Annotated in this window: 18 protein-coding genes; 16 read left to right on the top strand and 2 right to left on the bottom strand. The window is 72.5% G+C overall.

Going from position 1 to position 22,087, the window contains the following annotated elements; all coding sequences use genetic code 11:
- Positions 1–190 precede the first annotated feature (190 nt).
- The gene (locus ACH5AF_RS32095) at positions 191–853 is read right to left on the bottom strand and encodes a ribonuclease HI (protein WP_398906603.1); all 663 of its coding nucleotides are present in this window, start codon (positions 851–853) and stop codon (positions 191–193) included.
- A gap of 265 nt (positions 854–1,118) precedes the next feature.
- Here ACH5AF_RS32095 and htpX point away from each other — a divergent pair, with 265 nt between their 5' ends.
- Both htpX and ACH5AF_RS32085 read left to right on the top strand, forming a co-directional pair.
- Positions 1,119–2,033: a zinc metalloprotease HtpX gene (gene htpX, locus ACH5AF_RS32090; protein WP_398906601.1), complete on the top strand. Its 915-nt coding sequence runs from the start codon at positions 1,119–1,121 to the stop codon at positions 2,031–2,033.
- Between the two features lie 21 nt (positions 2,034–2,054).
- Positions 2,055–2,654, top strand: coding sequence for a hypothetical protein (locus ACH5AF_RS32085; protein WP_398906599.1), 600 nt, complete (start codon positions 2,055–2,057; stop codon positions 2,652–2,654).
- Positions 2,655–2,910: 256 nt separating this feature from the next.
- Here the strand turns inward: ACH5AF_RS32085 and ACH5AF_RS32080 are convergent, their stop codons facing one another.
- A complete protein-coding gene (locus ACH5AF_RS32080; RefSeq protein WP_398906597.1) occupies positions 2,911–3,240 on the bottom strand; it encodes a hypothetical protein in 330 nt (109 codons plus the stop codon).
- A gap of 338 nt (positions 3,241–3,578) precedes the next feature.
- Between ACH5AF_RS32080 and ACH5AF_RS32075 the strand changes: the two genes are divergently transcribed.
- From ACH5AF_RS32075 to ACH5AF_RS32010, 14 genes are all read left to right on the top strand, one after another.
- Positions 3,579–5,342 carry a phage tail sheath family protein gene (locus ACH5AF_RS32075; RefSeq protein ID WP_398906594.1) on the top strand — a complete coding sequence of 588 codons (1,764 nt, stop codon included), beginning with the start codon at positions 3,579–3,581 and terminating at the stop codon, positions 5,340–5,342.
- 11 nt (positions 5,343–5,353) lie between these two features.
- Positions 5,354–5,878 (top strand): phage tail protein, encoded by a 525-nt coding sequence (locus ACH5AF_RS32070; protein ID WP_398906592.1) that lies wholly within the window; start codon positions 5,354–5,356, stop codon positions 5,876–5,878.
- Positions 5,879–5,882: 4 nt separating this feature from the next.
- Positions 5,883–6,614 (top strand): hypothetical protein, encoded by a 732-nt coding sequence (locus ACH5AF_RS32065; protein ID WP_398906591.1) that lies wholly within the window; start codon positions 5,883–5,885, stop codon positions 6,612–6,614.
- Between the two features lie 2,026 nt (positions 6,615–8,640).
- Positions 8,641–9,837, top strand: coding sequence for a DUF4255 domain-containing protein (locus tag ACH5AF_RS32060; RefSeq protein ID WP_398906590.1), 1,197 nt, complete (start codon positions 8,641–8,643; stop codon positions 9,835–9,837).
- A complete protein-coding gene (locus ACH5AF_RS32055) occupies positions 9,834–10,220 on the top strand; it encodes a hypothetical protein (RefSeq protein WP_398906587.1) in 387 nt (128 codons plus the stop codon). Before ACH5AF_RS32060 ends, ACH5AF_RS32055 begins: the two co-directional genes overlap by 4 nt.
- A 31-nt stretch (positions 10,221–10,251) precedes the next feature.
- A complete protein-coding gene (locus ACH5AF_RS32050; protein WP_398906586.1) occupies positions 10,252–10,893 on the top strand; it encodes a hypothetical protein in 642 nt (213 codons plus the stop codon).
- A 31-nt stretch (positions 10,894–10,924) separates the two neighbouring features.
- Positions 10,925–11,251: a LysM domain-containing protein gene (locus ACH5AF_RS32045; RefSeq protein ID WP_398906583.1), complete on the top strand. Its 327-nt coding sequence runs from the start codon at positions 10,925–10,927 to the stop codon at positions 11,249–11,251.
- Positions 11,248–12,369: a hypothetical protein gene (locus ACH5AF_RS32040; RefSeq protein WP_398906582.1), complete on the top strand. Its 1,122-nt coding sequence runs from the start codon at positions 11,248–11,250 to the stop codon at positions 12,367–12,369. The genes ACH5AF_RS32045 and ACH5AF_RS32040 overlap by 4 nt, the downstream gene beginning before the upstream one ends.
- A complete protein-coding gene (locus ACH5AF_RS32035) occupies positions 12,366–12,896 on the top strand; it encodes a phage baseplate assembly protein V (RefSeq protein ID WP_398906580.1) in 531 nt (176 codons plus the stop codon). Before ACH5AF_RS32040 ends, ACH5AF_RS32035 begins: the two co-directional genes overlap by 4 nt.
- A 7-nt stretch (positions 12,897–12,903) precedes the next feature.
- Complete coding sequence (locus ACH5AF_RS32030; protein WP_398906577.1) at positions 12,904–13,257, top strand: hypothetical protein; 354 nt, start codon at positions 12,904–12,906, stop codon at positions 13,255–13,257.
- 5 nt (positions 13,258–13,262) lie between these two features.
- Positions 13,263–13,625: a GPW/gp25 family protein gene (locus ACH5AF_RS32025; protein WP_398906574.1), complete on the top strand. Its 363-nt coding sequence runs from the start codon at positions 13,263–13,265 to the stop codon at positions 13,623–13,625.
- The gene (locus ACH5AF_RS32020; protein WP_398906572.1) at positions 13,622–16,606 is read left to right on the top strand and encodes a putative baseplate assembly protein; all 2,985 of its coding nucleotides are present in this window, start codon (positions 13,622–13,624) and stop codon (positions 16,604–16,606) included. Before ACH5AF_RS32025 ends, ACH5AF_RS32020 begins: the two co-directional genes overlap by 4 nt.
- Positions 16,603–19,848, top strand: a complete 3,246-nt coding sequence (locus ACH5AF_RS32015; RefSeq protein WP_398906570.1) for a putative baseplate assembly protein — start codon at positions 16,603–16,605, stop codon at positions 19,846–19,848. The genes ACH5AF_RS32020 and ACH5AF_RS32015 overlap by 4 nt, the downstream gene beginning before the upstream one ends.
- On the top strand, positions 19,845–22,082 hold the full coding sequence (locus tag ACH5AF_RS32010; RefSeq protein ID WP_398906569.1) for a hypothetical protein: 2,238 nt from the start codon (positions 19,845–19,847) through the stop codon (positions 22,080–22,082). Before ACH5AF_RS32015 ends, ACH5AF_RS32010 begins: the two co-directional genes overlap by 4 nt.
- Positions 22,083–22,087 lie beyond the last annotated feature (5 nt).

Genomic DNA, 22,087 nt, shown 5'->3' with positions numbered 1-22,087 from the left:
GGCTCGCCGCCCCCCCGCCTGCGCGCGGTGCTTTAAAACCCCGCCGCCCCGGGCGCTCCCCCCCCCCCCCGGGGGGCGCGCGCGGGCCCCCCCCCCGCCGCCCGGCGGGGGGCCCCCACCGCCTGGGACGGCCGACCACGCTCGTCCGGGCCGGGAGCCGCCTGACGCCGTTGGTCGGCCGGGGCCGACTTCAGGGAGCAGGAGCGCTCGACGAGGCACAGGAGGGGTGGCCCCAGCCGTCGGCGTTCTTCGCGATCGTCTCGCCCTTGGCGTACGGCCGGCCGCAGCGGCACCGGCCGGGGAACTTCGCGGTGACCGAACCGCGGGAGGACGCCGGGGAGCGCCGCGCCGACCGGGGTCGGCGGGACTCCGCTCCTGCCGGCCCCTGCGCCGGGCTGTCGGGCGGCGGCAGAGCCGACCCGGCCGCGGAGCCTGCCGCTTGCTGCGTACGGGCGGTGTGGCCGGCCGCACCGTCCGCGGCCGCGTTCAGCCGGTCCCCGTCGATCTGGTGCGCCGGGGTGTAGACGAAGGTCACGTCCCGGTCGGCCAGCAGTTCGTCGATCGCCACCACCAGATCCCGGTTGGCCACCGGCGTGCCCGCGGCGGTCTTGGTGACCGCCTTCATCGCGTACTGCGAGTCCATGCGCACCTCCAGCGGCACCGCTGGGTCGGTGGCCTCCAACAGCTGGCGCAACGCGGTCAGTTCGGCGACATTGTTCGTCGCCCGGCCGAGCGGTCCCGCCTCCCAGGAGGCCACCTCTCCGTCGGCGCCGGCGATGACCCACGCCCAGGCCGCAGGCCCGGGATTCCCCTTCGACGCCCCGTCACACGCGGCAGTGATCCGTTCCCTCATGCGCTCGATGCTGCCACGCCGGCCCGCCGCGTCCGGATCCACACCCTCGCCGGGTTGGGCCGGGAGGCGGAGCCGGGAGGCGGAGCCGGGAGGCGGAGCCGGGAGGCGGAGCCGGGACTCGACGGTCCGGTAGCCACATCCGTACAGCGGCCTCTGTTCCCGCAGGTCAGGAGTGTCCGACCCAACGCGCATGTCCATCGCATGCGGGAGAGGAGCACACTGGCAGAAGGGCAGGTACAGCGATGGCCGTGCGGAGGTGATGGGGATGACCAGCGCCCGGTCGCGTTCGCGGTACATCCCGGATCGGGGGCTCGCCACCCGCATGGTGACGACGATGTTCCTGATCGGGCTGCTCTATGTCGTCTTCGTCGGTGTCCTGCTCGTCCTCCTGCGGGACTCCTGGCCCGTCGTCCTGCTGATCGCGGGCGGCCTGTTCGTCGTCCAGTTCTGGTTCAGCGACCGGATCGCGGCCTACAGCATGGGGGCCCGCGAGGTCACCTCCGAGCAGGCGCCCGAGCTGCACGGCGCCGTGGACCGCATCTGCGCCCTCGCCGACATGCCCAAGCCGCGGGTGGCGATCGCCGACAGCGACGTGCCGAACGCCTTCGCCACCGGCCGCAACCAGAAGTCTGCCCTGGTCTGCGCCACCACCGGGCTGCTGCGCCGCCTGAATCCGGAGGAGCTGGAGGGTGTCCTCGCGCACGAGCTCTCGCATGTCGCCCATCGCGACGTCGCGGTGATGACCATCGCGTCGTTCCTCGGTGTCCTCGCGGGCATGATGGCCCGCGTCGCGCTCTACAGCGGACTCGGCCGCAACAGCCGTGACAGCAACGCCGCCATCGCGGTGATCCTGGTGCCGCTGATCAGCGGTGTCGTGTACGTGATCAGCTTCCTGCTGACTCGGGTGCTCTCCCGCTACCGCGAGCTGTCCGCGGACCGCGCCGCCGCGCTGCTCACGGGCCGCCCGTCCGCACTCGCCTCCGCGCTCACCAAGGTGACCGGCGAGATGGCGAAGATCCCCACCCGTGACCTGCGCAAGGCCGAGCCGTTCAACGCCTTCTGGTTCGCCCCCGCGTTCTCCTCCAAGGAGAGCCTCAGCAGGCTGCTCTCCTCCCATCCGACACTCGAGCAGCGCCTCGACCAACTCGGCCGCATCTCGGCGCGGCTCGGCCGTCCCTAGATCGGGAGCGGAGGTTCTCCTGTGGGACTCCTCGATGTCATTCTCGGCCGCAGCAAGCCGGTACGTCCCGACCTCGACCAGCTCTTCGCTCTGCCGTCCGCCGCGATCACCCTCCAGGCCGGGGCCGGATTCACCCCGACCGGCATTGGCGCTGTGTGTTTCGCCCGCGTCGAGGGCGGCGCCTTCGCCGAGCTCCGGAAGGAGGTGCGGGATCTGCTGGACGCGGACACCGACCGGGGTGGCGTACCGGTCGAGTTCAGCCAGGACGCGTACGACTACACCTGGCTCCTCGCCCGGCACCCCGCTGACGACACGGCCTCGCTGGTCAACGACCTGCACGCCGTCAACACCCTCCTTCAGGACGCCGGCTTCGGCCCGCATCTCCTCTGCTCGCTGATCGGCTTCCGCGAGGCGGCGGGGCAGCGCGTCCTGGCACTGGTCTACCTCTACAAACGCGGCACTTTCTATCCCTTCGCGCCGCTGCCCGACGGCACGCAGAGACGCGACAACGCGCTCGAACTGGAGATCAGGGCCCTGCTCACGACCGACCTGCGCATCGAGCCGGACCTGACCCGCTGGTTCCCGGTCTGGGGCGCTCCCGGGCTCGACGCGGGCGCGTGAGGCGCGCCGGCGCTGACCACATACCCCGTCGGACACACCACGAGGAAGGCCGACTCCGGACCAGGAACCCACGCCGAACGCCCTCACCACGCAATGTGGGGCGGCCTGTGAAGGACCTGTTCACGGGGCTCAGGCCGACCAAGGTGGCGAGAGCCCCCTGACATGTGTGCCGGCTGCCAGAAGGCGAGGGCCGTGGGCGGAGTCGTTTCGAGGAGTGGGAAGGACCTCGAACCACCGCCACGCACCGGTGGATTCGTCAATGCCTGAAGCGCCAGCCGCGGTGGCGGTGAACCGGCTGTGACGGCAGGGGGCGGTCTGCCTCCCGCTGCCCTGGTGCGGACGCGTCCGGCACGCGTTCACGCACGTGATGCCGCCGCTTCAGTCCGGAGGCGAGCAAGGCCAGCCCGAGACAGAAGAGCAGGGCCAGTCCCGCACCGGCGAGGAAGAGTCCCGGCGCACTCAGCGTCGCGATCTGGTTGCCGAATATCTCCACGGTGTAGTCAGGCCCGCCCGAGAAGTTCTCCACGACGGCGATGGCGGCGAATGCGCCAGTGGCCAGCACCAACAGGAGCGCCAGCGCGAGCATCGCACTCACCTCCCCATCCGGTCCTCGTCTCTTTCCTGACCGACTACCCGAGGTCGGCCACTCCACACAGAGCCCTGTCAGCACGACCCGACGCACGGGGGCCGCCCACTCACCGGACCCGACGGAACCGACCGGGCCCGCTGATCAGCGCAAGATCATCACCTGATCGAAGCAGACGCCCGCGCTCAGCGCGCTGGGCACGCCCGTCGCGCGTACGGTGACGATGGATCACGAGCCGTGTCATCCCAGTTCGCGTCTGCACAGCCCCGTCGGTCTGCCCGCACATCCAAGGCGGCTGACGGGGGAAGGCGTATCCAGGATGGAGAGAAGAGGCTTTCATGCCTGTGAACGCCACATACCCCGGCGTCTACATCAACGAGGTCAAGAGTTCGGTCAGGACCATCACCGGCGTACCGACCTCGGTCGCCGCCTTCATCGGCTACGCGCCACGCGGACCGGTCGACACCCCGGTGCACATCACCGGCTGGGCCGACTACGAAGCGACATTCGGCGGTCTGCAAGCGAACAGCCCGATGAGTTACGCCGTCTACCAGTTCTACCTGAACGGCGGCAGCGAGGCCGAGATCGTCAGGGTGGCGAATACGAGGGACGCCACCGCGGTCCTTCCTCTCGGGAAGCCGCAGGCCGCGATCGGCAGCTCGTCGGCACGTCCTCCCCGCCCGTCCGGGGGCGCGAAAGCGGAGCGCAAGGCCGAAGGAGACACCGGCGCCGACGCGAATGCCGAGGAGGACTCGGGCCAGGAGGCCGGAAACCCGGCAGCCGACCGCTCCTCCGCCGCCCCGCTCAGCCTCCAGGCCGCGAGCCCGGGGCAGTGGGGAGGGTACCTGCGTGGCAGGGTCGACCACGACACCTCGGAGGAGGTCAAGAAGGGGGAAGAGGAGCCCAAGGCAGGGAAAAGGGACAGGCTGTTCAACCTGACCATCCATGACTCCGGCAGCGGTGTGCAGGAGAAGTACCTCAACGTCAGCGTCGAGGAGGACAGCCCGCGCAACATCAAGCACCTCTTGGCATCGTCACAGCTCGTCAAGCTGGTCCCGGGTCCCGTGAAGTTTCCCGCGGCGAACGAGAAGGCAAAGGATGGCGACCACTTCGCCGACGCCAAATACCACTCCACCGCCGAGATCGAGGGTGACAGCGACAAGCCTCCGAAGCGCGAGGACTACGAGGGTGATGAGCAGAAAAAGACCGGCCTGCACGCGCTTCGCAAGTCCGACATCTTCAATATTCTCTGTCTGCCCGATCTCCACCATCCCTGGATGGAACTGACGGAAGGCGACGCAGAGGCGCTCCAGACCGCGGCCTTGAAGTTGTGTTTCGACCGGCGCGCCATTCTTCTGGTGGACCCACCGCGCCAGTGGACCGGCGATGGGGCCGTAGGCACCGTCACGGTCGACAAGGTCGTGAGCGCCGCGATCCCTCGAACGGACTCGCACAGGAACGCCGCGGTGTACTACCCCCGCGTCATGGCGCCCGACCCCCTGCGTGCCGGGGTGCCCACGGCGTTCCCGCCCTGCGGCGTCATGGCGGGAGTCCTCGCCCGTACCGACGTGCAACGTGGCGTGTGGAAGGCCGCGGCGGGCACGGACGCGTCGCTGAACGGCGTGAGCGACCTGGAGGTGCAGCTGACCGATCTGGAGATCGGCAGGCTGAACCCGCTCGGCATCAACTGTCTGCGCCGGCTGCCGGCCGCCGGACCCGTCGCGTGGGGAGCGCGCACCATGCGCGGCGACGACCGCCTTGCCGACGAATGGAAGTACCTGCCGGTGCGCCGCCTGGCGCTCTTCGTGGAGGAGAGCCTGTTCCGGGGCACCCAGTGGGTGGTCTTCGAACCCAACGACGAACCGCTGTGGGCGTCGATCCGGCTGAACGTCGGGGCCTTCATGAACTCGCTCTTCCGCGCGGGCGCCTTCCAGGGCCGGACCCCTCAGGAGGCGTACCTGGTCAAGTGCGACAAGGAGAACAACCCGCAGAACGACATCGACCGGGGGATCGTCAACATCCAGGTGGGCTTCGCGCCGCTGAAACCGGCCGAGTTCGTCATCATCCACATTCAGCAGCTCGCCGGACAGATCCAGGTCTAGGAGGACACCTGATGCCCGAAGTGACGCGCCGGGACCCCTTCAAGAATTTCCGGTTCAGGGTGAAATTCAGCGGAGCCACGGAGTACATCGCGGGGATCAGCAAGGTCAGCGGCCTCAGGCGGACCACCGAGGTGATCAAGCACCGCGACGGCGGTGATCCCGGATCCAGCCGCAAGCTCCCCGGCCGTACCGAGTACGAGCCGATCACCTTCGAGCGCGGCTGCACCGTCGACACAGCGTTCGAGGAGTGGGCCAACAGGGTCTGGAGCCTCCGGAATTCCTCGGGCGGCCTGGAGACCTCCCTCAAGGACTTCCGGCGGGACCTCATCATCGACGTCTTCGACGAGGGGGGCCAGCAGGTGCTCTCCTACTCCGTCCGCGAGTGCTGGGTATCGGAGTACCACGGCCTGCCCGAGCTCGACGCCAACGCCAACGAGGTCGCCTTCGAGCGCATCACCGTGGAACACCACGGCTGGGTGCGGGAACGCACCAACCCGCCCGAGCTGCCGCAGTTCAGCGACACCGCGTCCGGGTGACCCTGTGCAGCCGGAACTGACCGAGGCGCAGATGCTGGACGTATGGGAGAGCGGGGTCCGGCAGGAACCGCCGGTACGCGCTCTCCTGCTCGCCGCAGCCGCCGCACCAGCCGGCGAGGAGGTCGCGGACCGCCCACTGGCCGCCCTGCGGTCCCTGCTCCTGGACCTGCGCTGCGGTTCCTTCGGTGACGTCCTGCCCTGCACCATCGACTGCCCGGCCTGCGACGAGTCCCTCGAGGTCATGGTCGGTGCGGAGGAACTGCGGGCGACGCCCGGGACAGGTACCGCCCCTGCCCATGGCCCAGGACCGATGACCGCCGGACTGACGGCCGGGTCGTACCAGATCACGTATCGCGCACTCACCGGTCGGGACCTGCTGGGGCTCGTCCCCGCCGACCCCCAGGCCCGCCGCACGCTCCTGAGCAGATGTGTCGTGAGCGTCGAGCCGCCGACGGACGCCCTGCCGGACGAGGTGCTCGAAGAGGTGGCGCAGCGGCTGCCGGACGTCGATCCCGGCGCCGACACCGTCCTTTCCCTCAACTGCCCCCGCTGCCACCACGAATGGTGGGCGGCACTCGACGTCGCCGACCACCTATGGGCCGAAGTGGACGCCTACGCCCGCCGGCTCCTGCACGACATCCACGTGCTGGCCCGCGCGTACGGCTGGTCGGAATCCGACGTTCTCACGGTGAGCCCGGCGCGACGCCAGTTCTACCTGGAGGCCGCTGCCGGATGAGTGACTTCGTCGGCCGACTGCTCCGGGAACCGGGACCGAGACTGCGGCCTCTGCTGCCGAACGTGTTCGACCCGGCCGCGCCGCGCCTGCGCGCCGACGGTGACCCGGAGCGGGCGCCGGCCGAGCCGCGGTGGTCCGTCGCAGCAGCCGTTCGCCCAAGCCTGGTGCGCGGCCGGGGCGTGACCCCCAGTGCTGTTCCGGCGTCGCCCGCCGGGCTCCTCTCCCAGGAAACGCCGACGCCTCAACCGGCCGACCCGCCTGGGCAGCCGTGGACCCCCCTGCCACCGGCGCCTGCCTCGGTCCCCGAACCGGCTTCCGTCTGGGGACCGGACTCCGTACCGGAGCCGATGCCACCGGATCCTCCTCGCGTCGGCGAGGCTGCTCCCAGCGCGCAGGACGGCCGATCCGCCGAGCGTGACGCTTCTGTCGCTGTCGGGGACGAATCCGTGGCCGCGACGGGGCACCGCCCGGCCGACGAGGTCGGCGATCGGGCTGTACGGAACGAAGCCACTGCGCCTGGTGGCATGCCTCTTGCAGCCACAGATGAGGGACGCCCGGCCGTACGGAACGAACCCACCCGCCCGCGCGAGACACAGCCGCCCTCCTCTTCGCCGCATCCGCAGTCGGTGTCGGGCCGGACGGAGCAAGCGGTTCCGACCCCGGCTCCGACCCCCTCGGTCCCGGACCCGACCCCATCGCGCTCGGACCCGATCACGCGGGCCCAGGCCGACGCCGGAGGGCGGCCCCCTGGCAGGCCGGCGCGTACAACTGGCCGGCACCCGCTCCCGCCCGCTGCCAGGCGCACAGCCGAGGCCGAACGCGGACCCCTGCCGGACGACGCGGGTCGTCGTCCGGGCTCCCGAGGGGACAGTCCCCGCGCCTCGGATACGGCACCCCTCCCGCCGTCGGAGGCATCTCCACGCCCCGGCCGCGAAGCACCGAAGAGCCACGGCGTGCCGTACGAGCCGGGCGCAGGCGCACGCATGTCGGCGGGCGAGACCCCTGCGAAGGGTCCCGTCGCGAAGGAGCGTCGGGCGCCCGTGACCTCCGCTCCCACCCGGCCGGGGGCGACCGAACTCGGCGCGCGCGAGGGCGAGGCAGCGGGGGAGCTGCGGGTTGCCGTGACCTCCTCCCCCTCCCGGCCGGGGGCAACCGAACCCGGCATGCACGAGGGCGCGGCAGAGGAAGAGCAGCGGGTGCCCGTGGCCTCCGCCCCTTGCCAGCCGGAGGCGACCGAACCCGGCGTGCGCCTGGGCGAGGAACAGGAGGAACAGCGGATGCCGCCCGAGGCGATGCTGTCCCGATCGAGGGCGACCGAGTCCCCCGGGAGCCGACGACGGGGCGAAGGCCGGCGTCAGGGCCTCGGCCTGGAGGGCGGCGTCGGCACGGAGGCGTTGCGCGGCAAATCCGCTGCCGCGGGTTCCGTCACCGGCGAGCGACCGGTGCCCGAGACCGCCGCCCCCCACCAGCCGGAAGGGACGGGCGTTTCCCCGCACAGGCCGGGAGGGGCCGAGCCCGCCCAATCCGCCCAACCCGCCCAGGCTCGTCCCGTGTCGGAGGAGCGGGTGCCGCCCCGTCATCCGTCGTCGGGAGGCCCGAAGGATCCGGCCGCAAGGCCAAAGCCACCCACACCATTCACGGCGGCGGTGCCCGCGGTACCGGCAGCACCTGCGGTGCCTGCGGTGCCGGCCGTGGCAGCAGCCCTGGCGGAAGAGGGTGCGAGGCGTACGGCGCATGCCCCGCCGCCTACGGGTTCCGTGGGGCTTCCCTCGCTGAGCCCCGGCACGCGGCGCCGTCGCGAGCGGCCTTCCGGTCCCTCGTCTCCCTCGTCTCCCTCGTCTCCCTCGTTCGCCGACGTCACCGTGTCGGCTGCCGGCCACGGCGCTCCCCGTGCGGCTGAGACCGTCGTGCGCATCACCATCGACCGGCTCGAGGTCCGTAACGCCCCTCCCAAGTCGCCCGACTGCCCGGCCCGTTCCGACCGGCGGCCCAGACTGGGCCTGGACGAATATCTCCGGGGGCGGTCGTGAGCGACGCCCTCGCCGTGGCCGCGGCGACGGAGACCCTGCGGGTCGTCCTCCAGGATGCCGTCGGCCGTACGCTCGACGGCACAATCGTGACGGCCCGTCCTCCCGACGAAGCAGCCGCCGGAGCGGCCGGGGCCGTACTCAACCTCTTCCTCTACCGGATGACCGTCGACGGCGCCTGGCGCAACACCGACCCAGTGGGCGCGCGCCCCGGTGAGACACACCGCCCGCCGATCCCTCTCGTCCTGCACTACATGGTCACCGCCTACGGCACCGGCGGGGACGACCACTCGGCCGCCCACCGCCTCCTCGGCGCGGCGATGGCGGCCTTCCACGACCGGCCCGTGTTGCGTCCTGCGGACATCGGTTCCGCCGCGGGCTTCAGCGATCTGCATCTCCAGCAGGAACCGGTGAGGATCAGCCCGGCCGTCATGAGCACCGAGGAGATGTGCCGGCTCTGGACGGCCCTGGGCGCGAGGTACCGGCCGTCCGTCGCGTACGAGGCCCGTGTCGTGCTGATCGACAGCTCGGTACCGGGCCGCGCGCCGCTGCCGGTCGTGCGCCGCGGGGCGGAAGGCCGCGGCCCGGAGGCAGCAGCCGCGACCACCGTCGGCGCGTGGCCCGAGCTGCACGCCCTCACTCCCGCGGTGGCGGCGCCGGGCGCCGGCCTCGTCCTGACCGGGGGGAGGCTCGACGCCGGGCTGCCGTCGGTGCGCCTCACGCATCCTCTGCTCGGGGGGCCCGTCGTCCTGCCGGCCCGAGCGGTGGGCGCCACACAGGTGCGCGCAACACTCCCCGACGACCACGCTGCCGGCCGCTGGTCGGTGGTCGTGGTCCTCACGGCCCCGGACGGGAGCGAACGGACCACGCGCAGCCGCCCACTGGACGTGATGCCGAGAATCACCGGCCGGCTGCCGATGACCGCCGCACGGGACGGCGACGGCACGGTGACGCTCAAGGTGGGGTGCACACCACAGGTCCACCCCGGACAGCGGGTCGAGCTGCTGGTCGGTGACCTGCCGGTGCCCGTGGAACCCGTGGCCCGGGCGACCCGTACGCTCCGGGTCCGGTTCCGGTCGCCGCACGGCCGTCCCGGCCGGTACGCGCTCAGACTGCGGGTCGACGGCGTCGACAGCCCTCTGACCGGTACGGATGCCGAGCAGTTGGACGCGGACACGGCGGTGGAGGTGACGTGAGTACGAACCCGACCACGTACATGAACAACACCGCGACCACGTGCATGAGCATCGACACGACCACGGACATCGGCACCGAGACCTGCACGGTCGGCAGCAGTGACACGGCTGCCACCCGTATCGACGTGCGCATCGGCCGCCTGGTGCTCGACCACATCAACGCACCGTCGGAAGTGGGGGTCCTGCGTACCGCTCTGGAGGCCGAACTCGCCGAACTTCTCAAGCGCGACCCCGTCGTCGCACACCGCGACCGCCGCATCCCCTGTGCGCCCGCCTTCGTGCCCGACGCGCCCGTGGACATCGGCCCGGCGGCCCTGGGCCGCCACATCGCCCGTGCCATCCACAGCAGTCTGCGTGCCGCCGAGCAGGGAGGTCCACGATGACGCAACCACGGACGGCGGGTGAGCCGGCACCATGACCACCCCCGCACCGCAGCGTGGCGGCTTCGTCTTCCTCGATCCCGAGCAGGGACGCGTCCTGCGGGTCGTGCCGTTCCAGTACAACCCCGACAGCATCACCCGCTCGCTCCAGCCGCAGGACGGCCGCGGCGACACCGGGGACCGGTTGGAGGCGCTGAGGCTGCACGGGCCGCCGCTCGAAACCTTCCAGATCGACGCGGAGTTCGACGTGGTGGACCAGCCCACGTCGGCCGCCGGTGCGGCGCCCGCCGCCGGAGGGGACCTGTACGGGGCGCTGTCGGCGCTGGAGACGGCCGTCTGCCCCACGAGCGCACAGCTGACGCAACAGAACGACATGGCGTCGAGGGGCATCCTCCAGATCGCCCCGGTGGAGGCTCCGCTGCCGGTGCTGGTGCTCGGCCGGCGCCGCGTCCTGCCCGTACGCATCATGGACTTCACCGTCACGGAGGAGGCCTACGACGGGGAACTGAACCCCGTGCGGGCGAGGGTGGCGCTGTCCGTCCGGGTCCTCACCGTCGACGACGTCGGCTTCACCCACAAAGCCGGTGGCCTCTACCTCCGCCACCAGCAGAGCCGGGAACGGTTCGCGGCACTCGTCGCATACGGCCCCGGCGCCGTCGGCTACACGGAGACGTGAGCGGGGTGACGGACCCCCGAGGGAGACAGACATGTTCGAGCCCACCAGCAGGTACCACAGCATCGCCACGGCGGCGTACACCCTCCCCGACGGGCGGACCGTCACCTATGTGCGGCGCCGGTTCCTGCCCCGGCCCGAGGAACTGATGACCATCGGCGAGCACATCGTCGCGCCCGGGGACCGCCTCGACCGGATCGCGGCCCGGCGCTTCGGCGATCCGGAGCAGTCCTGGCAACTCGCGGACGCCAACCGGGCGATGCGGCCCGAGGACCTCACCGCAGCCGTCGGCCGGCGCCTGCGGATCACCCTGCCGGTCGGCGTACCGGCGACCACGGAACCCCGCGGGGCCCGGGGATGACACGGGACCTGCAGCTGATGCTGCTCATCGGGGACGTGGTGCCGCGTCCGGTGTCCGCCGTGCTCATCGATGCCCTGCACACCGCGCGGATCACCTCGTCCAGCGGCTCGACGAGCGGTTTCCAGCTGACCTTCGCGGTGAGCGCACGGTCCGAGCTGACCCGGGTGATGCTGCCCGAGGGGGTGCTGGACCCGAAGAAGCGCGTCATCGTGGTGGCCGTGGTCGCCGGACGGTCCCATGTGCTCATCGACGGGCTGATCACCCGTCAGGAGATGCACCCCGGACGCGTTGCCGGTTCCTCCTTCCTGACGGTGACCGGTGAGGACCTGTCCCTCCTCATGGACCTGGAGCACGTCGAGCGAAGCTATCCGGGCCTGCCGCCCCATCTGCGGGCCATGGCGGTGTGCGCCGCGTACGCCCAGTACGGGATCACCCCGCGGGCTGTCGCCCCGGCGCTCAGCGACATCCCCAATCCCGTCGTGGAGATCCCCGTCCAGTCGGCGACCGACCTGGCGTACCTCCGGGCCATGGCCGCCGACGTCGGGCATGTCTTCCACATCGAACCCGGACCCGCCCCCGGAGTCAGCACGGCCTACTGGGGACCGCAGCAACGCGACGGAGAGCCCCAACCGGCCCTCACCACCGGATGGGGCGCGGCGGACAACGTCGAAGAGCTCGGCTTCGCCTTCGACGGGCTGTCCGCGGCGCGCCACACGACCCGGCGCGTGGAACCCGCTTCCAGAACGGTCTCCGCCGTCTCCGCCCCCGACCCCGGGCTGCTCCACCGGCGCCTGGCCGCACGCCCGGCGGCACCCGTACGCGAGCACCCGCTCACCGGCCAGACCGGCAGGTCGCTGACACAGTCCCTGCTCAGCGGCCTCGGTCGCGCCGTGCGGTCCGCCGACGCCGTCACGGGCCACGGAACACTGGACGTACTGCGGTACGGCCAGGTGCTCAGCGCCCGGCACCTGGTCGGCGTGCGGGGCGCGGGCCCCGCGTACGACGGGGTGTACTACGTGCGCGAGGTCACCCACCACATCACCCGCGAGCGGTACCAGCAGGACTTCAGCCTCGTCAGGGACGGTCTCGTCACGAACACACAGGTGGTGACCCCATGACAGCCGGGACCGTGAACACGTGGCACGGCCTGTACCAGGGAGTGGTCGTCTCCGCCGTGGACCCCACCGGCGCCGGCCGGCTGAGTGTACGGGTACCGGAGGTGCTGGGCGACGACGTGTGCGTCTGGGCCTCACCGCTCACCCCCCTGGCGGGGGCGGACTGCGGCATGTACGTCGTTCCGCCCCCGGACGCCGGTGTGTGGGTGCGGTTCCTGGACGGAGACCCCAACAGGGCCGTGGCGATGGGGTACTGGCGCGGCGGACCGGACGACGTACCGTCGGCGGCGAAGGCCACGCCGCCGGGCATCCCGCAGATCGTCCTCGCCACACCGTCCAAGAACGCCCTCGTCATCAGTGACCTGCCCGGGCCGGCAGGCGGGATCAAGCTCCAACTGCACGGCGACAACGGCCCGTTCATCAAGGTCAACGAGATGTCCATCGAGATCTCCTGCGGGCCGGGGCTCGCCAGCATCCAGCTCGTCGGGGCACAGGTCATCGTCAACGGCGGTGCCCTGATGGTGCAGTGAGGTCGGCATGCCAGGACTGTTGCTCCACTTCGGCGCCGTGATGATGTGCGCCCATCCGCCGGGACAGGTGATGATTCCCGCGCCCTCCCAGCAGCGCGTCCTGGTCGGCGCGCAGCCCGTGGCCACGGTCGCGGACACGTTCCTCGTCGCCGGCTGCGGATTCCCGGCCATGTCCATGGGCGCACCCCCGTGCACCAGCGTCACCTGGCTCCACACCTCCAGCCGGGTGCTGGTCAACGGCCTGCCGGTGCTGCTCCAGCCGACGCCGCCACCGGGCATCGCCCCGGCGATCGGCATCGGCACCCCGCCGCCGAACCCGCCGATGGTGCATGCCGTGCAGTTCCGGGTCCGGGGGATGTGACCGGCGTGCACATCGACTTCCCGTACCGCGTCGACGCACGGGGCCGGACCGCGAAGACCAACCATGCCGGCCACGTACGCAACATGATCGAGCAGGTGCTCTTCACCACCCCGGGCGAGCGGGTGAACCGGCCCGACTTCGGCTGCGGACTGCTCGACCTCGTCTTCGCCGGCAACAGCCCGGAACTGGCCGCGACCGTGGAGATGACCGCACAGGCCGCCCTGCAGCGCTGGCTCGGCGACCTGATCACCGTCCAGTCCCTGACCGTGACCGCGCAGGAGTCGAGCCTCTCGGTGCGGGTGAACTACGCGCTGACGGCCACCGGCGAGAGCCACAGCACACTCTTCCGCGGCGGGACCACGCAATGACCAGCCCGGTACGCGACGACGAGCACCGCCGCGCCGCGGTGCGGAACGCCGGGCTGGCCGGTATCGAGACCGTGACGGTGGACGCCGAGCGGCGCACCCTCACCGTGTCCTTCTTCGGCACGCTTCCGCAACGCCTGGACCGTCACAGCTTCCTGATCGAGGGCGGGCGGCGGGTCACCGGCATCCGGATCCTGCGCGTCGGCCACCACACCGAGCCGGAGTCGCAGCGCCGCTCCGCGAACCGGCTGGTCCTCACGCTCGACCGGCCGGGCGACGACTCCCGCTACCAGCTGCGCGCACTCGGCTGGGGCTTCGACCGCCGCTACGACCGGATGGAGTTCACGTTCCGGCCGGCCGGCCTCGTGCGCCCCGACCACGCCCCGGCCGTGGACGGGCACCCGCCGTCGCCGCACCCCGCGCCGGCGATCGACTACCTGGCCAAGGACTACGCGAGCTTCCGCCGACTGCTCCTCGAACGACTCGCGCTCACCATGCCGGAGTGGAGCGAACGGCGCGCACCCGACCTCGGCGTCACCCTCGTCGAACTCCTCGCCCACATCGGTGACCGGCTCAGCTACCAGCAGGATGCCGTGGCCACCGAGGCGTACCTCGACACGGCACGGCTGCGCACCTCCGTGCGACGCCACGCCCGGCTCGTCGACTACCCGATGCACGACGGCTGTGCCGCTCGCACCGTCGTGTGCGTCGAGACGGAGGCGAGGGTCACGGTGCACCTCAACTCCCTCGCCTTCACCGCCTTCCCCGAGCACGGCATCCCGCAGGCGAGCGGCCCGGCGATCCCCGCCGCACTGCTCAAGTCGAGCCCGCACCCCGTCTACCGGCCGATGGAGCGGCGGGACGTCGTCCTGCTCCCGGCACACAACCGCATCTCGCTGTGGACCTGGGGCGAGGACGAGTACCACCTGCACACCGGCGCGACCCGGGCCACCCTGCTCGACCAGGCGTCCCCGGGACACGGTGGGGGCCGTGTGCTGGAGCTCGTCCCCGGCGACGTCCTCGTCTTCGAGGAGGTCCTGGGGCCCGGGACGGGGCACGAGGCGGACCGCGACCCCACGCACCGGCAGGCCGTCCGGCTCACCGACGTCACCGGGGACGTCGACGTACTGTCCGGCACCCAGGTGCTCGACGTCACCTGGGCGGACGAGGACGCCCTGGCCTTTCCCCTGTGCGTCAGATCCCGCGACACGGCCCACGGCTGTCCCGTCGAGGTCGCCGTCGCCCGGGGCAACGCCGTACTGGTCGAGCACGGCATCGAGAACGTCTGGCTCTCCGACGACACGGCCGAGCAGGTCCCCGTACCCGGCCCGGTGACCACGCGGCCTCCCGGAGCTCCGCCCCTGCCGGGCCACTCGAAGGACCCCTGGCGCCCCGCCGCGGGACCCCCCGGGCGCCCCCGGCCCTTCGTCGCGACGCTGGGCGGCGCCCCCGTCACCCGGTCCGCTCCGCACCCCCGCCCGGTGGACGTCGCCGCGGCGCAGGCCCGGCAGCTGCTCCGTATCGCCGACCGGGCCCGGGACCGGCTGCGGGACCTCCAGCACGCCGCGGCGGACCCCTCCCCGGACGACCGGGCCTACTTCGGACGCCTGTTCGGCACGGAACTGCTGGACGGCCTGCTCGACGCCGAGGGCCCCTGGCGCACCCTCACCCCGCTGCTCACCCGCTTCGACGAGTACCTCGAACCCGAACTGCGGCGCCTGGAGGCACTGGCCCGGCGCGCCCGGTCCGGCTACGTGCTCGACGCGGCGGAGACCGACTGGGAGCTCACCCAGACCTGGGGCGAGGACGCCGCGCGGGCGCTCCACCCGGACAACCCCGCCCTGCACGGCCCCGTGTCCGCCGCCCTGAACCCCGACCCCCGCGAGGCGCTGCCCCAGGTACGCATCGTCTGCTGCGAGGAGGACGGCGCCCATCCGGAGCACGCCTGGACGCCCCGCAGAGATCTGCCGGCCAGCGGCCCCCGCGACCACCGTGTGGTGGGCGAGACCGAGGAGGACGGCGCCCATCCGGAGCACGCCTGGACGCCCCGCAGAGATCTGCTGGCCAGCGGCCCCCGCGACCGCCATGTGGTGGGCGAGACCGACGACGACGGGATGCTCCGGATCAGGTTCGGCGACGGCCGCGCGGGAGCGGCGCCGCCCCCGGGGACGAAGCTCTGCGCCACGTACCGCACCGGCAACGGCCGGGCGGGCAACCTCGGCAGTGAAGCCGTCAACCGGATCGTCTGCCGCGGGACCGAGCTCAAGTGCGTCCTCCGCGTACGCAATCCGGTGCCCGCGACCGGCGGCACCGATCCCGAATCCGTCGCCGAAGTACGGCTGGCGGCACCGCGCGAGCCGTTCCGCAAGCTGCTGCGCGCCGTCACCGCCGAGGACTACGCCACCCTCGCCGCCCGCCGCCCCGACATGCAACGGGCCGCCGCCGCCCTGCGCTGGACGGGCAGCTGGTACGAGGCCGATGTGGCGCTGGACCCGATCGGGACGTACGACGTGCCCCACCGGCTGCTGGAGGACGTCCGGTCGAGCCTGTACCGCTTCCGCCGCATCGGCCACGACGTCGTGACCCGCCCCGCCCTCCAGGTGCCCCTCGACGTGGCCCTCGACGTCCTCGTCGACTCCGACCACATCGCCGGCCACGTCCGCGAGGCGCTGATGAACCGGCTCCGACCCGGAGTACGGCCCGATGGCGGCCGGGGCTTCTTCGACCCCGACGCCCTCACCTTCGGCACCCCCGTACGCGCCAGCGAACTCGTCGCCGTCGCGGTGAGCGTCCCCGGGGTCCGGCACGCCGACGTCATCCGGCTGCGCCGGCTCCACTCCGCCGGCCACGGCGGACGCCCGGGCCCCGACGTACCGCCGTCCGGGGAGCTACGGCTGGGGGCCCTGGAAATCGCGCGGCTGGACGCCGATGTCGCACGCCCCGAGAACGGACGGCTGACCCTCCGCCTGCGAGGAGGACGATGAACGACACCACCTGCCGCTGCGGCTGCGACACCGCCGCCCGTACCGCCGCCCCGGCGCCGGTGCGGAACCGGCCCGCGCTGCCCGCGCTGAACTACCGCGTGGGCACCTACGACCGGTTCCTCCAGGCGATGCTGGCCCGGCTGTACGGCTCGGACGCCGGGGCCCTCGCGGACCTGACCACCCGCGAGCCGGACGACCCGACGATCGCCCTGCTGGACGGCTGGGCCGTCGTCGCCGACGTACTGACCTTCTATCAGGAACGGATCGCCAACGAGGGATACCTGCGCACCGCCACCGAACAGGAGTCCCTGATCCGGCTCGGGCGGCTCGTCGGTCACCGGCCGCGTCCCGCCCTCGCCGCCGCCACCCACCTCGCCTACACCCTCGACGCGGACGCACACGCCACCGTCCCGGCCGGCTCCCAGGTCAAGAGCGCGCCCCCGCCCGGCGGACTCCCCCAGACCTTCGAGACGGCGACGGCCCTCACCGCCCGCGCCGAATGGAACCGGCTCCCGGTCCGCAAGACCACGCCCGCGTCGATCAGCCCAGACGTCGCCGCGCATGTGCGCTCGTTCCCCGTCGAGGGCCTGCAGCCCAATCTCCGGCCGGGCGACCTTCTGCTCTTCACGTTCGGCGACCCCCGCCTGAACCTGATCCGCGTCGCGGAGGGCATCGAGCTGGACGCCCAGGAAGGGCGGACCACCGTGCTCCTGAAGGTCCCCGACCCGCGACACCAACTCGACGAGGCGGTGCGGGCACTCCAGGAGGACATGGAAGAGACCGCACGCGAGAGGCCGTCCGGCGGCCCGTTCGAGGACGTGCTGCGGCTGGTGCGCGATGTCCGCCGCAAGGCCGACGTCCTGCACGACCCGGACGCGCTCGCGGCCTCCCTCGACAGCAGGATCCGCAAGGTCCGGGAGCGCATCGCCGGCGGCGAGGACGACACACCGGACACCGGCGCCGTGCTCGACAGGGCCGACGTCCGTCTCGCGGCCATCCGCGCCGCCGCCCGGCAGATCGACGCCAGTGCTTCCGACGCGACCCCGGTCAGCCGGCCGCCCGGCGATTCGGGCAGGGAGGCGTTGCTGGCGGACCGGCAGAGTCCGGGCCGATGGATCCTTCGCGCCCTCAATCCGCTGCTGCGCGCACTGGGACGCCGCGAGCCGCGGCCACGCGGGGACGACCGCGGCTCGCCCGCGCCCGTGGGAGACGTCCTCAGCCCCGGCTCCGACGCCCTGCCCCGCCTGGTGGCCGGCAACCGACCCGACCTCACCGACTCGCTCTACCGTGCCCTCGGCGCCGTCTCCCTGACCGCCGCCGACCCGCCGGGCGTGCAGTGCTTCCGCGTGAAGGCCACACCGTTCGGTGCCACCATCCCGGACGACGCACGCGTCACCAGCCTGCTCCGCGCCGCCGGTTCCCCCACGGCGGGGGAGAGCGGCGGCCTCCCGGACGACGTCCTCATGCTCGACGCGGTCTACGACGCGATCCTGCCCGGCAGCTGGATCGCCGTCCAGCAGGCGGACGGTGGACGAGCCCGCATCATCCGGGTCACCGACGTCACTCAGCTCGCCGTCGCCGACGAACACCACGCGGTACGGGTCACCCGGCTGCGCCTCGCCGGACCGTGGACCGAGGACCCCGGCGACCTCGCCGTCCTGCGCGCCACCACCGTATGGGCCGCGGGCGAGAGGCTGCCGCTCGGCGCCCGGCCCGACCTCTCCGACGTCACCGGGGACCGGATCCAGCTCGACGGCACCTACGAGGGGCTGACGCCCGGCCGCCTGCTGATCGTCTCCGGGGAACGCACCGACATCCTCCCCGGCGACGGCACCGGCGCCCGGGACACCCCCGGAATCCCCGGCACCGAACTCGTCAGGCTCGCGGGAGCGCACCACGGACTCGACGGCACGCCCTTCGACGACCGGGTACGCACCACCCTCCAGCTGACCGCCCCCCTCGCACGCCGCTACCGCAGGGACTCCGTCGCCATCCACGGCAACGTCGTTCCCGCGACGGCCGGGGAGACCCGCAGCGAGGTTCTCGGCAGCGGCGACGCCACCCAGGCCGGACAGGTCTTCCCGTTGCGCCACGGACCGCTCACCTGGCTCCCGGCGGCCCACCCCGACGGCGGCAAGGAGGCCCTCACCGTCCGGGTCGCCGGTGTGGCCTGGCGGCGTACCACCGATCTGGCCGTGGCCGATCCGGCCGCCCACGCCTACCGGCTGCGCGTCGGGGCCGATGGCATGGCGGCCGTCGAGTTCGGCGACGGCCGCAGCGGCTCCCGGCTCCCCACCGGCACGGAGAACGTCACCGCCCGGTACCGCATCGGCGGCGGCGCCGCGGGCAACGTCGCCGCCGGGCAGCTCAGCCAGGTGGTCACCAAGCCCCTCGGGGTCAGCGGCGTCACCAATCCGCTGCCCGCCACCGGAGGCGCCGACGCCGACGGCCCCGAAGACACCCGGCACGGGGTGCCACTGCGGCTCGCCGCCCTCGACCGCCTGGTGTCGGTCCAGGACTACCAGGACTTCGCCCGGGCGTTCGCCGGCGTCGGCAAGGCTGAAGCGCGGCGCTGCGTCGACGGCAGCCGCCAACTGGTGCACGTCACCGTCGCCGCCGCCGATGACGCCCCCCTCGAACCGGGCTCCCTGCTGCTCGCCTCGCTGCGGGCGGCTCTGAGCCGGTACGGGGATCCGGCCCTGCCGGTGCGCGTGGAGGCGTGCGAGCGGGTCCGGATCGTCCTGTCCCTCGGCATCCGCACGGCGCCCGACCACTCGCCGGACAAGGTCGAACGGCTGGTCCGGGAGGCCCTGCTGGCCCGGCTGGGCTTCCCCGCGGCAGACCTGGGCCGGCCCGTCTTCCTGAGCGCCGCCATCGCCGTCGCGCAGGCGGTGCCGGGCGTCGAGTTCCTCGACGTCGACGCCTTCGGCGGCGTACCGGAGGGCTCCGACGCCGCCGACATCGTCCGCTTCGCCACCCACCCCACGGTCGAACCCTGCGTGATGGCCCTCCCCGCCGGATACCGCGAGGTCCGCCAGGCGCCCGGTGGCGGGACCACGACCCCCCCGGTGGACGCCGCCTTCGACCACATGCGTGGGTCGCAGGGGCCCAAGGGCGGCGCCAGGGGAGGGGCACGCGGCACACCGGACGCCGCCGCCACCCGGCGCGTCCTGCGCCCCGCCCAACTCGCTCTTGTCGACCCGGCGTTGCCGGAGACCCTCGTGCTGCGGAGGATTCCATGACGCCCGACGACCTGTACGCGCTGCTGCCCGCCGTCCACCGCAGACTCGACGCGGAGAACGGCCACCGCCTCTACGCGCTGCTGTCCGTCATCGCCGAACAGGTCCGCACAGTTGAGGAGGACATCGAGCAGCTCTACGACAACTGGTTCATCGAGACCTGCGAGGACTGGGTCGTGCCGTACATCGGCGACCTCGTCGGCCACCGCCTGCTGCCGGGAACCGCCGCCGCCCTGGCCGACGTCGCCGCCGGCTCCGCGAACGGGCCGACGGCCATCACCGTGCCCCGACGCGACGTCGCCGACACCATCGCGCACCGCCGCCGCAAGGGCACCCTCGCCCTCCTGGAGGACCTCGCCGCGGGTGTCGCCGGCTGGTCCGCCCGCGCCGTGGAATACCGCCGCCTGCTCGCGGTCACCCAGCCGGTCCGCCGTTACGGCGCCGATCCGCACGACGCGCGCCGGCGGCTGCTCCGCGGCGGCCTGGTCGACGTGCGGCACGTCGACGTCCTGGACCGCGTCGGCGGGCCCTTCGACGAGCTGGCCCGTACGGTCGAGGTCCCCCGCACCGGATCCGTCCGCCGCCCCGGCAGATACGGCATCCCTGGCGTCGGCCTGCACGTGTGGCGGCTGCGCACCCACTCGGTGACGCGGACTCCGGCGCTGTGCGTGGACCGGGCCGAGGGCCGCTACACCTTCAGCGTCCTGGGCAACGACACTCCGCTGTTCACCGCACCGGTGCCCGAACCGTCGCCCTGCCACGTCGCCGACGAGATGAACGTCCCGGCACCCTTGAGGAGACGAGCCCTGGCGGAGAGACCGTACGACTACTACGGCCCGTCCAAGAGTGTCTGCGTGTGGACCGGCCGCGGCGTGGTCGCGCTGAAACGGATCGTGTCCGCGGACCTTTCCGGATGGCACTACCGGCCTCGGTCCGGGCAGGTGGCCCTGGACCCGGTCCTCGGCCGCATCGCCTTCCCGCCGGGCGAGGTCCCCGCGGGCGGACACGACATCCGCGTGACCTATCACCACGCCTTCCCCGCGGACCTGGGCGGCGGCGAGTACCCACGGCCCGGAGCGGCCGCCGTGACAGCCGCCCCGAACCGCTACGAGGTCGGGCCGGGCGAGCCTGATCGCACCCAGTACCGGCGGATCAGTGACGCGATCGACCAGTGGCGCTCCGACAAGCGGTGGCACCCCGAGAAGGCGGAGGCAGTCGTCGAGATCACCGGGAACGACCTGTACCAGGACCTCACGGAGATCCGCCTGGACCCGGGAGACCGCCTGACCATCCGTGCTGTGGACGGCGTACGGCCCGTGATCCGGCTGCCGGTCCCGTCCGGAGACCGCCCGCGTGCCCTGGAGATCATCGGCACCGGCGAGGCCGCGGGCACCGACACGGACTCCGGCACCGGCGAGGCCGCGGGCACCGACTCCGATGTCCATGACATCCACGACATCCACGTCGCCGCAGGCAGGAAACCACCGCCGCACCTGGTCCTGGACGGCCTCATCGTCACCGGCGGGAGCGTTCAGGTGCGCGGGAGCGTGGGACGGCTCACCATCCGGCACTGCACCTTCGTGCCCGGCTGGGAACTCGGCGCCCGGAGCGAGCCGCGGCACCCTGATGCAGCCGGCCTGGAGATCTTCGACAGTCCGGTCCGCGTCGACGTGGAGCACAGCGTCCTCGGCACCGTCGGGATCGCCCGCGCCGACGAAGCTCCCGAACCCAATGTGGTCACCCTCTCCGACTCCGTGCTCGACGCCACCGGCCGCGACGCCGCCGCGCTCACCGGTCCCCACGGTGAACCGGCCTACGCCGTCCTCACGGCGCACCGCACCACCGTCATCGGAGTCGTACGCACCCGGGCCGTGGACCTGCTGGAAGACTGCCTGCTGCACGGGGAGGTGCAGATCGCCCGGCGCGCGCACGGCTCGGTACGGTTCTGCTGGCTGCCGACGGGCTCCCGCACCCCGCCCCGTTTCCACTGCGAACCCGAGCACTCCGGCGACCCCGAGCGCGTCGCCCTGCGGTTCGCCGGCACCCGGTACGGCACGTCCGACTACGTCCGGCTCGCCGACGGGTGTGCCGAGGAGATCACCAGAGGCGCGCACGACGGGGCGGAGCCGGGGGCGTTGCACGACCTGTTCCAGCTCCTCCGGGAGGACAACCTCCGGGTCCGGCTGGCCGAGTTCACACCGGCCGGATGCGACGCGGGGCTGTTCTTCGCCACTTGAGCCCA

Source organism: Streptomyces sp. NPDC018833 (assembly GCF_044390825.1).
Lineage (GTDB): Bacteria > Actinomycetota > Actinomycetes > Streptomycetales > Streptomycetaceae > Streptomyces.
This window is presented reverse-complemented; position numbering and strand designations above follow the sequence as displayed.

Excerpts from the sequence above, each read along its gene's own strand:
- ACH5AF_RS32015 (WP_398906570.1), top strand. The coding sequence starts at position 16,603 with ATGAACGACACCACCTGCCGCTGCGGCTGCGACACCGCCGCCCGTACC.
- ACH5AF_RS32035 (WP_398906580.1), top strand. The coding sequence starts at position 12,366 with ATGACAGCCGGGACCGTGAACACGTGGCACGGCCTGTACCAGGGAGTG.
- ACH5AF_RS32030 (WP_398906577.1), top strand. The coding sequence starts at position 12,904 with ATGCCAGGACTGTTGCTCCACTTCGGCGCCGTGATGATGTGCGCCCAT.
- htpX (WP_398906601.1), top strand. The coding sequence starts at position 1,119 with ATGACCAGCGCCCGGTCGCGTTCGCGGTACATCCCGGATCGGGGGCTC.
- ACH5AF_RS32080 (WP_398906597.1), bottom strand. The coding sequence starts at position 3,240 with ATGCTCGCGCTGGCGCTCCTGTTGGTGCTGGCCACTGGCGCATTCGCC.
- ACH5AF_RS32070 (WP_398906592.1), top strand. The coding sequence starts at position 5,354 with ATGCCCGAAGTGACGCGCCGGGACCCCTTCAAGAATTTCCGGTTCAGG.
- ACH5AF_RS32075 (WP_398906594.1), top strand. The coding sequence starts at position 3,579 with ATGCCTGTGAACGCCACATACCCCGGCGTCTACATCAACGAGGTCAAG.
- ACH5AF_RS32095 (WP_398906603.1), bottom strand. The coding sequence starts at position 853 with ATGAGGGAACGGATCACTGCCGCGTGTGACGGGGCGTCGAAGGGGAAT.
- ACH5AF_RS32020 (WP_398906572.1), top strand. The coding sequence starts at position 13,622 with ATGACCAGCCCGGTACGCGACGACGAGCACCGCCGCGCCGCGGTGCGG.
- ACH5AF_RS32050 (WP_398906586.1), top strand. The coding sequence starts at position 10,252 with ATGACCACCCCCGCACCGCAGCGTGGCGGCTTCGTCTTCCTCGATCCC.
- ACH5AF_RS32040 (WP_398906582.1), top strand. The coding sequence starts at position 11,248 with ATGACACGGGACCTGCAGCTGATGCTGCTCATCGGGGACGTGGTGCCG.
- ACH5AF_RS32010 (WP_398906569.1), top strand. The coding sequence starts at position 19,845 with ATGACGCCCGACGACCTGTACGCGCTGCTGCCCGCCGTCCACCGCAGA.
- ACH5AF_RS32045 (WP_398906583.1), top strand. The coding sequence starts at position 10,925 with ATGTTCGAGCCCACCAGCAGGTACCACAGCATCGCCACGGCGGCGTAC.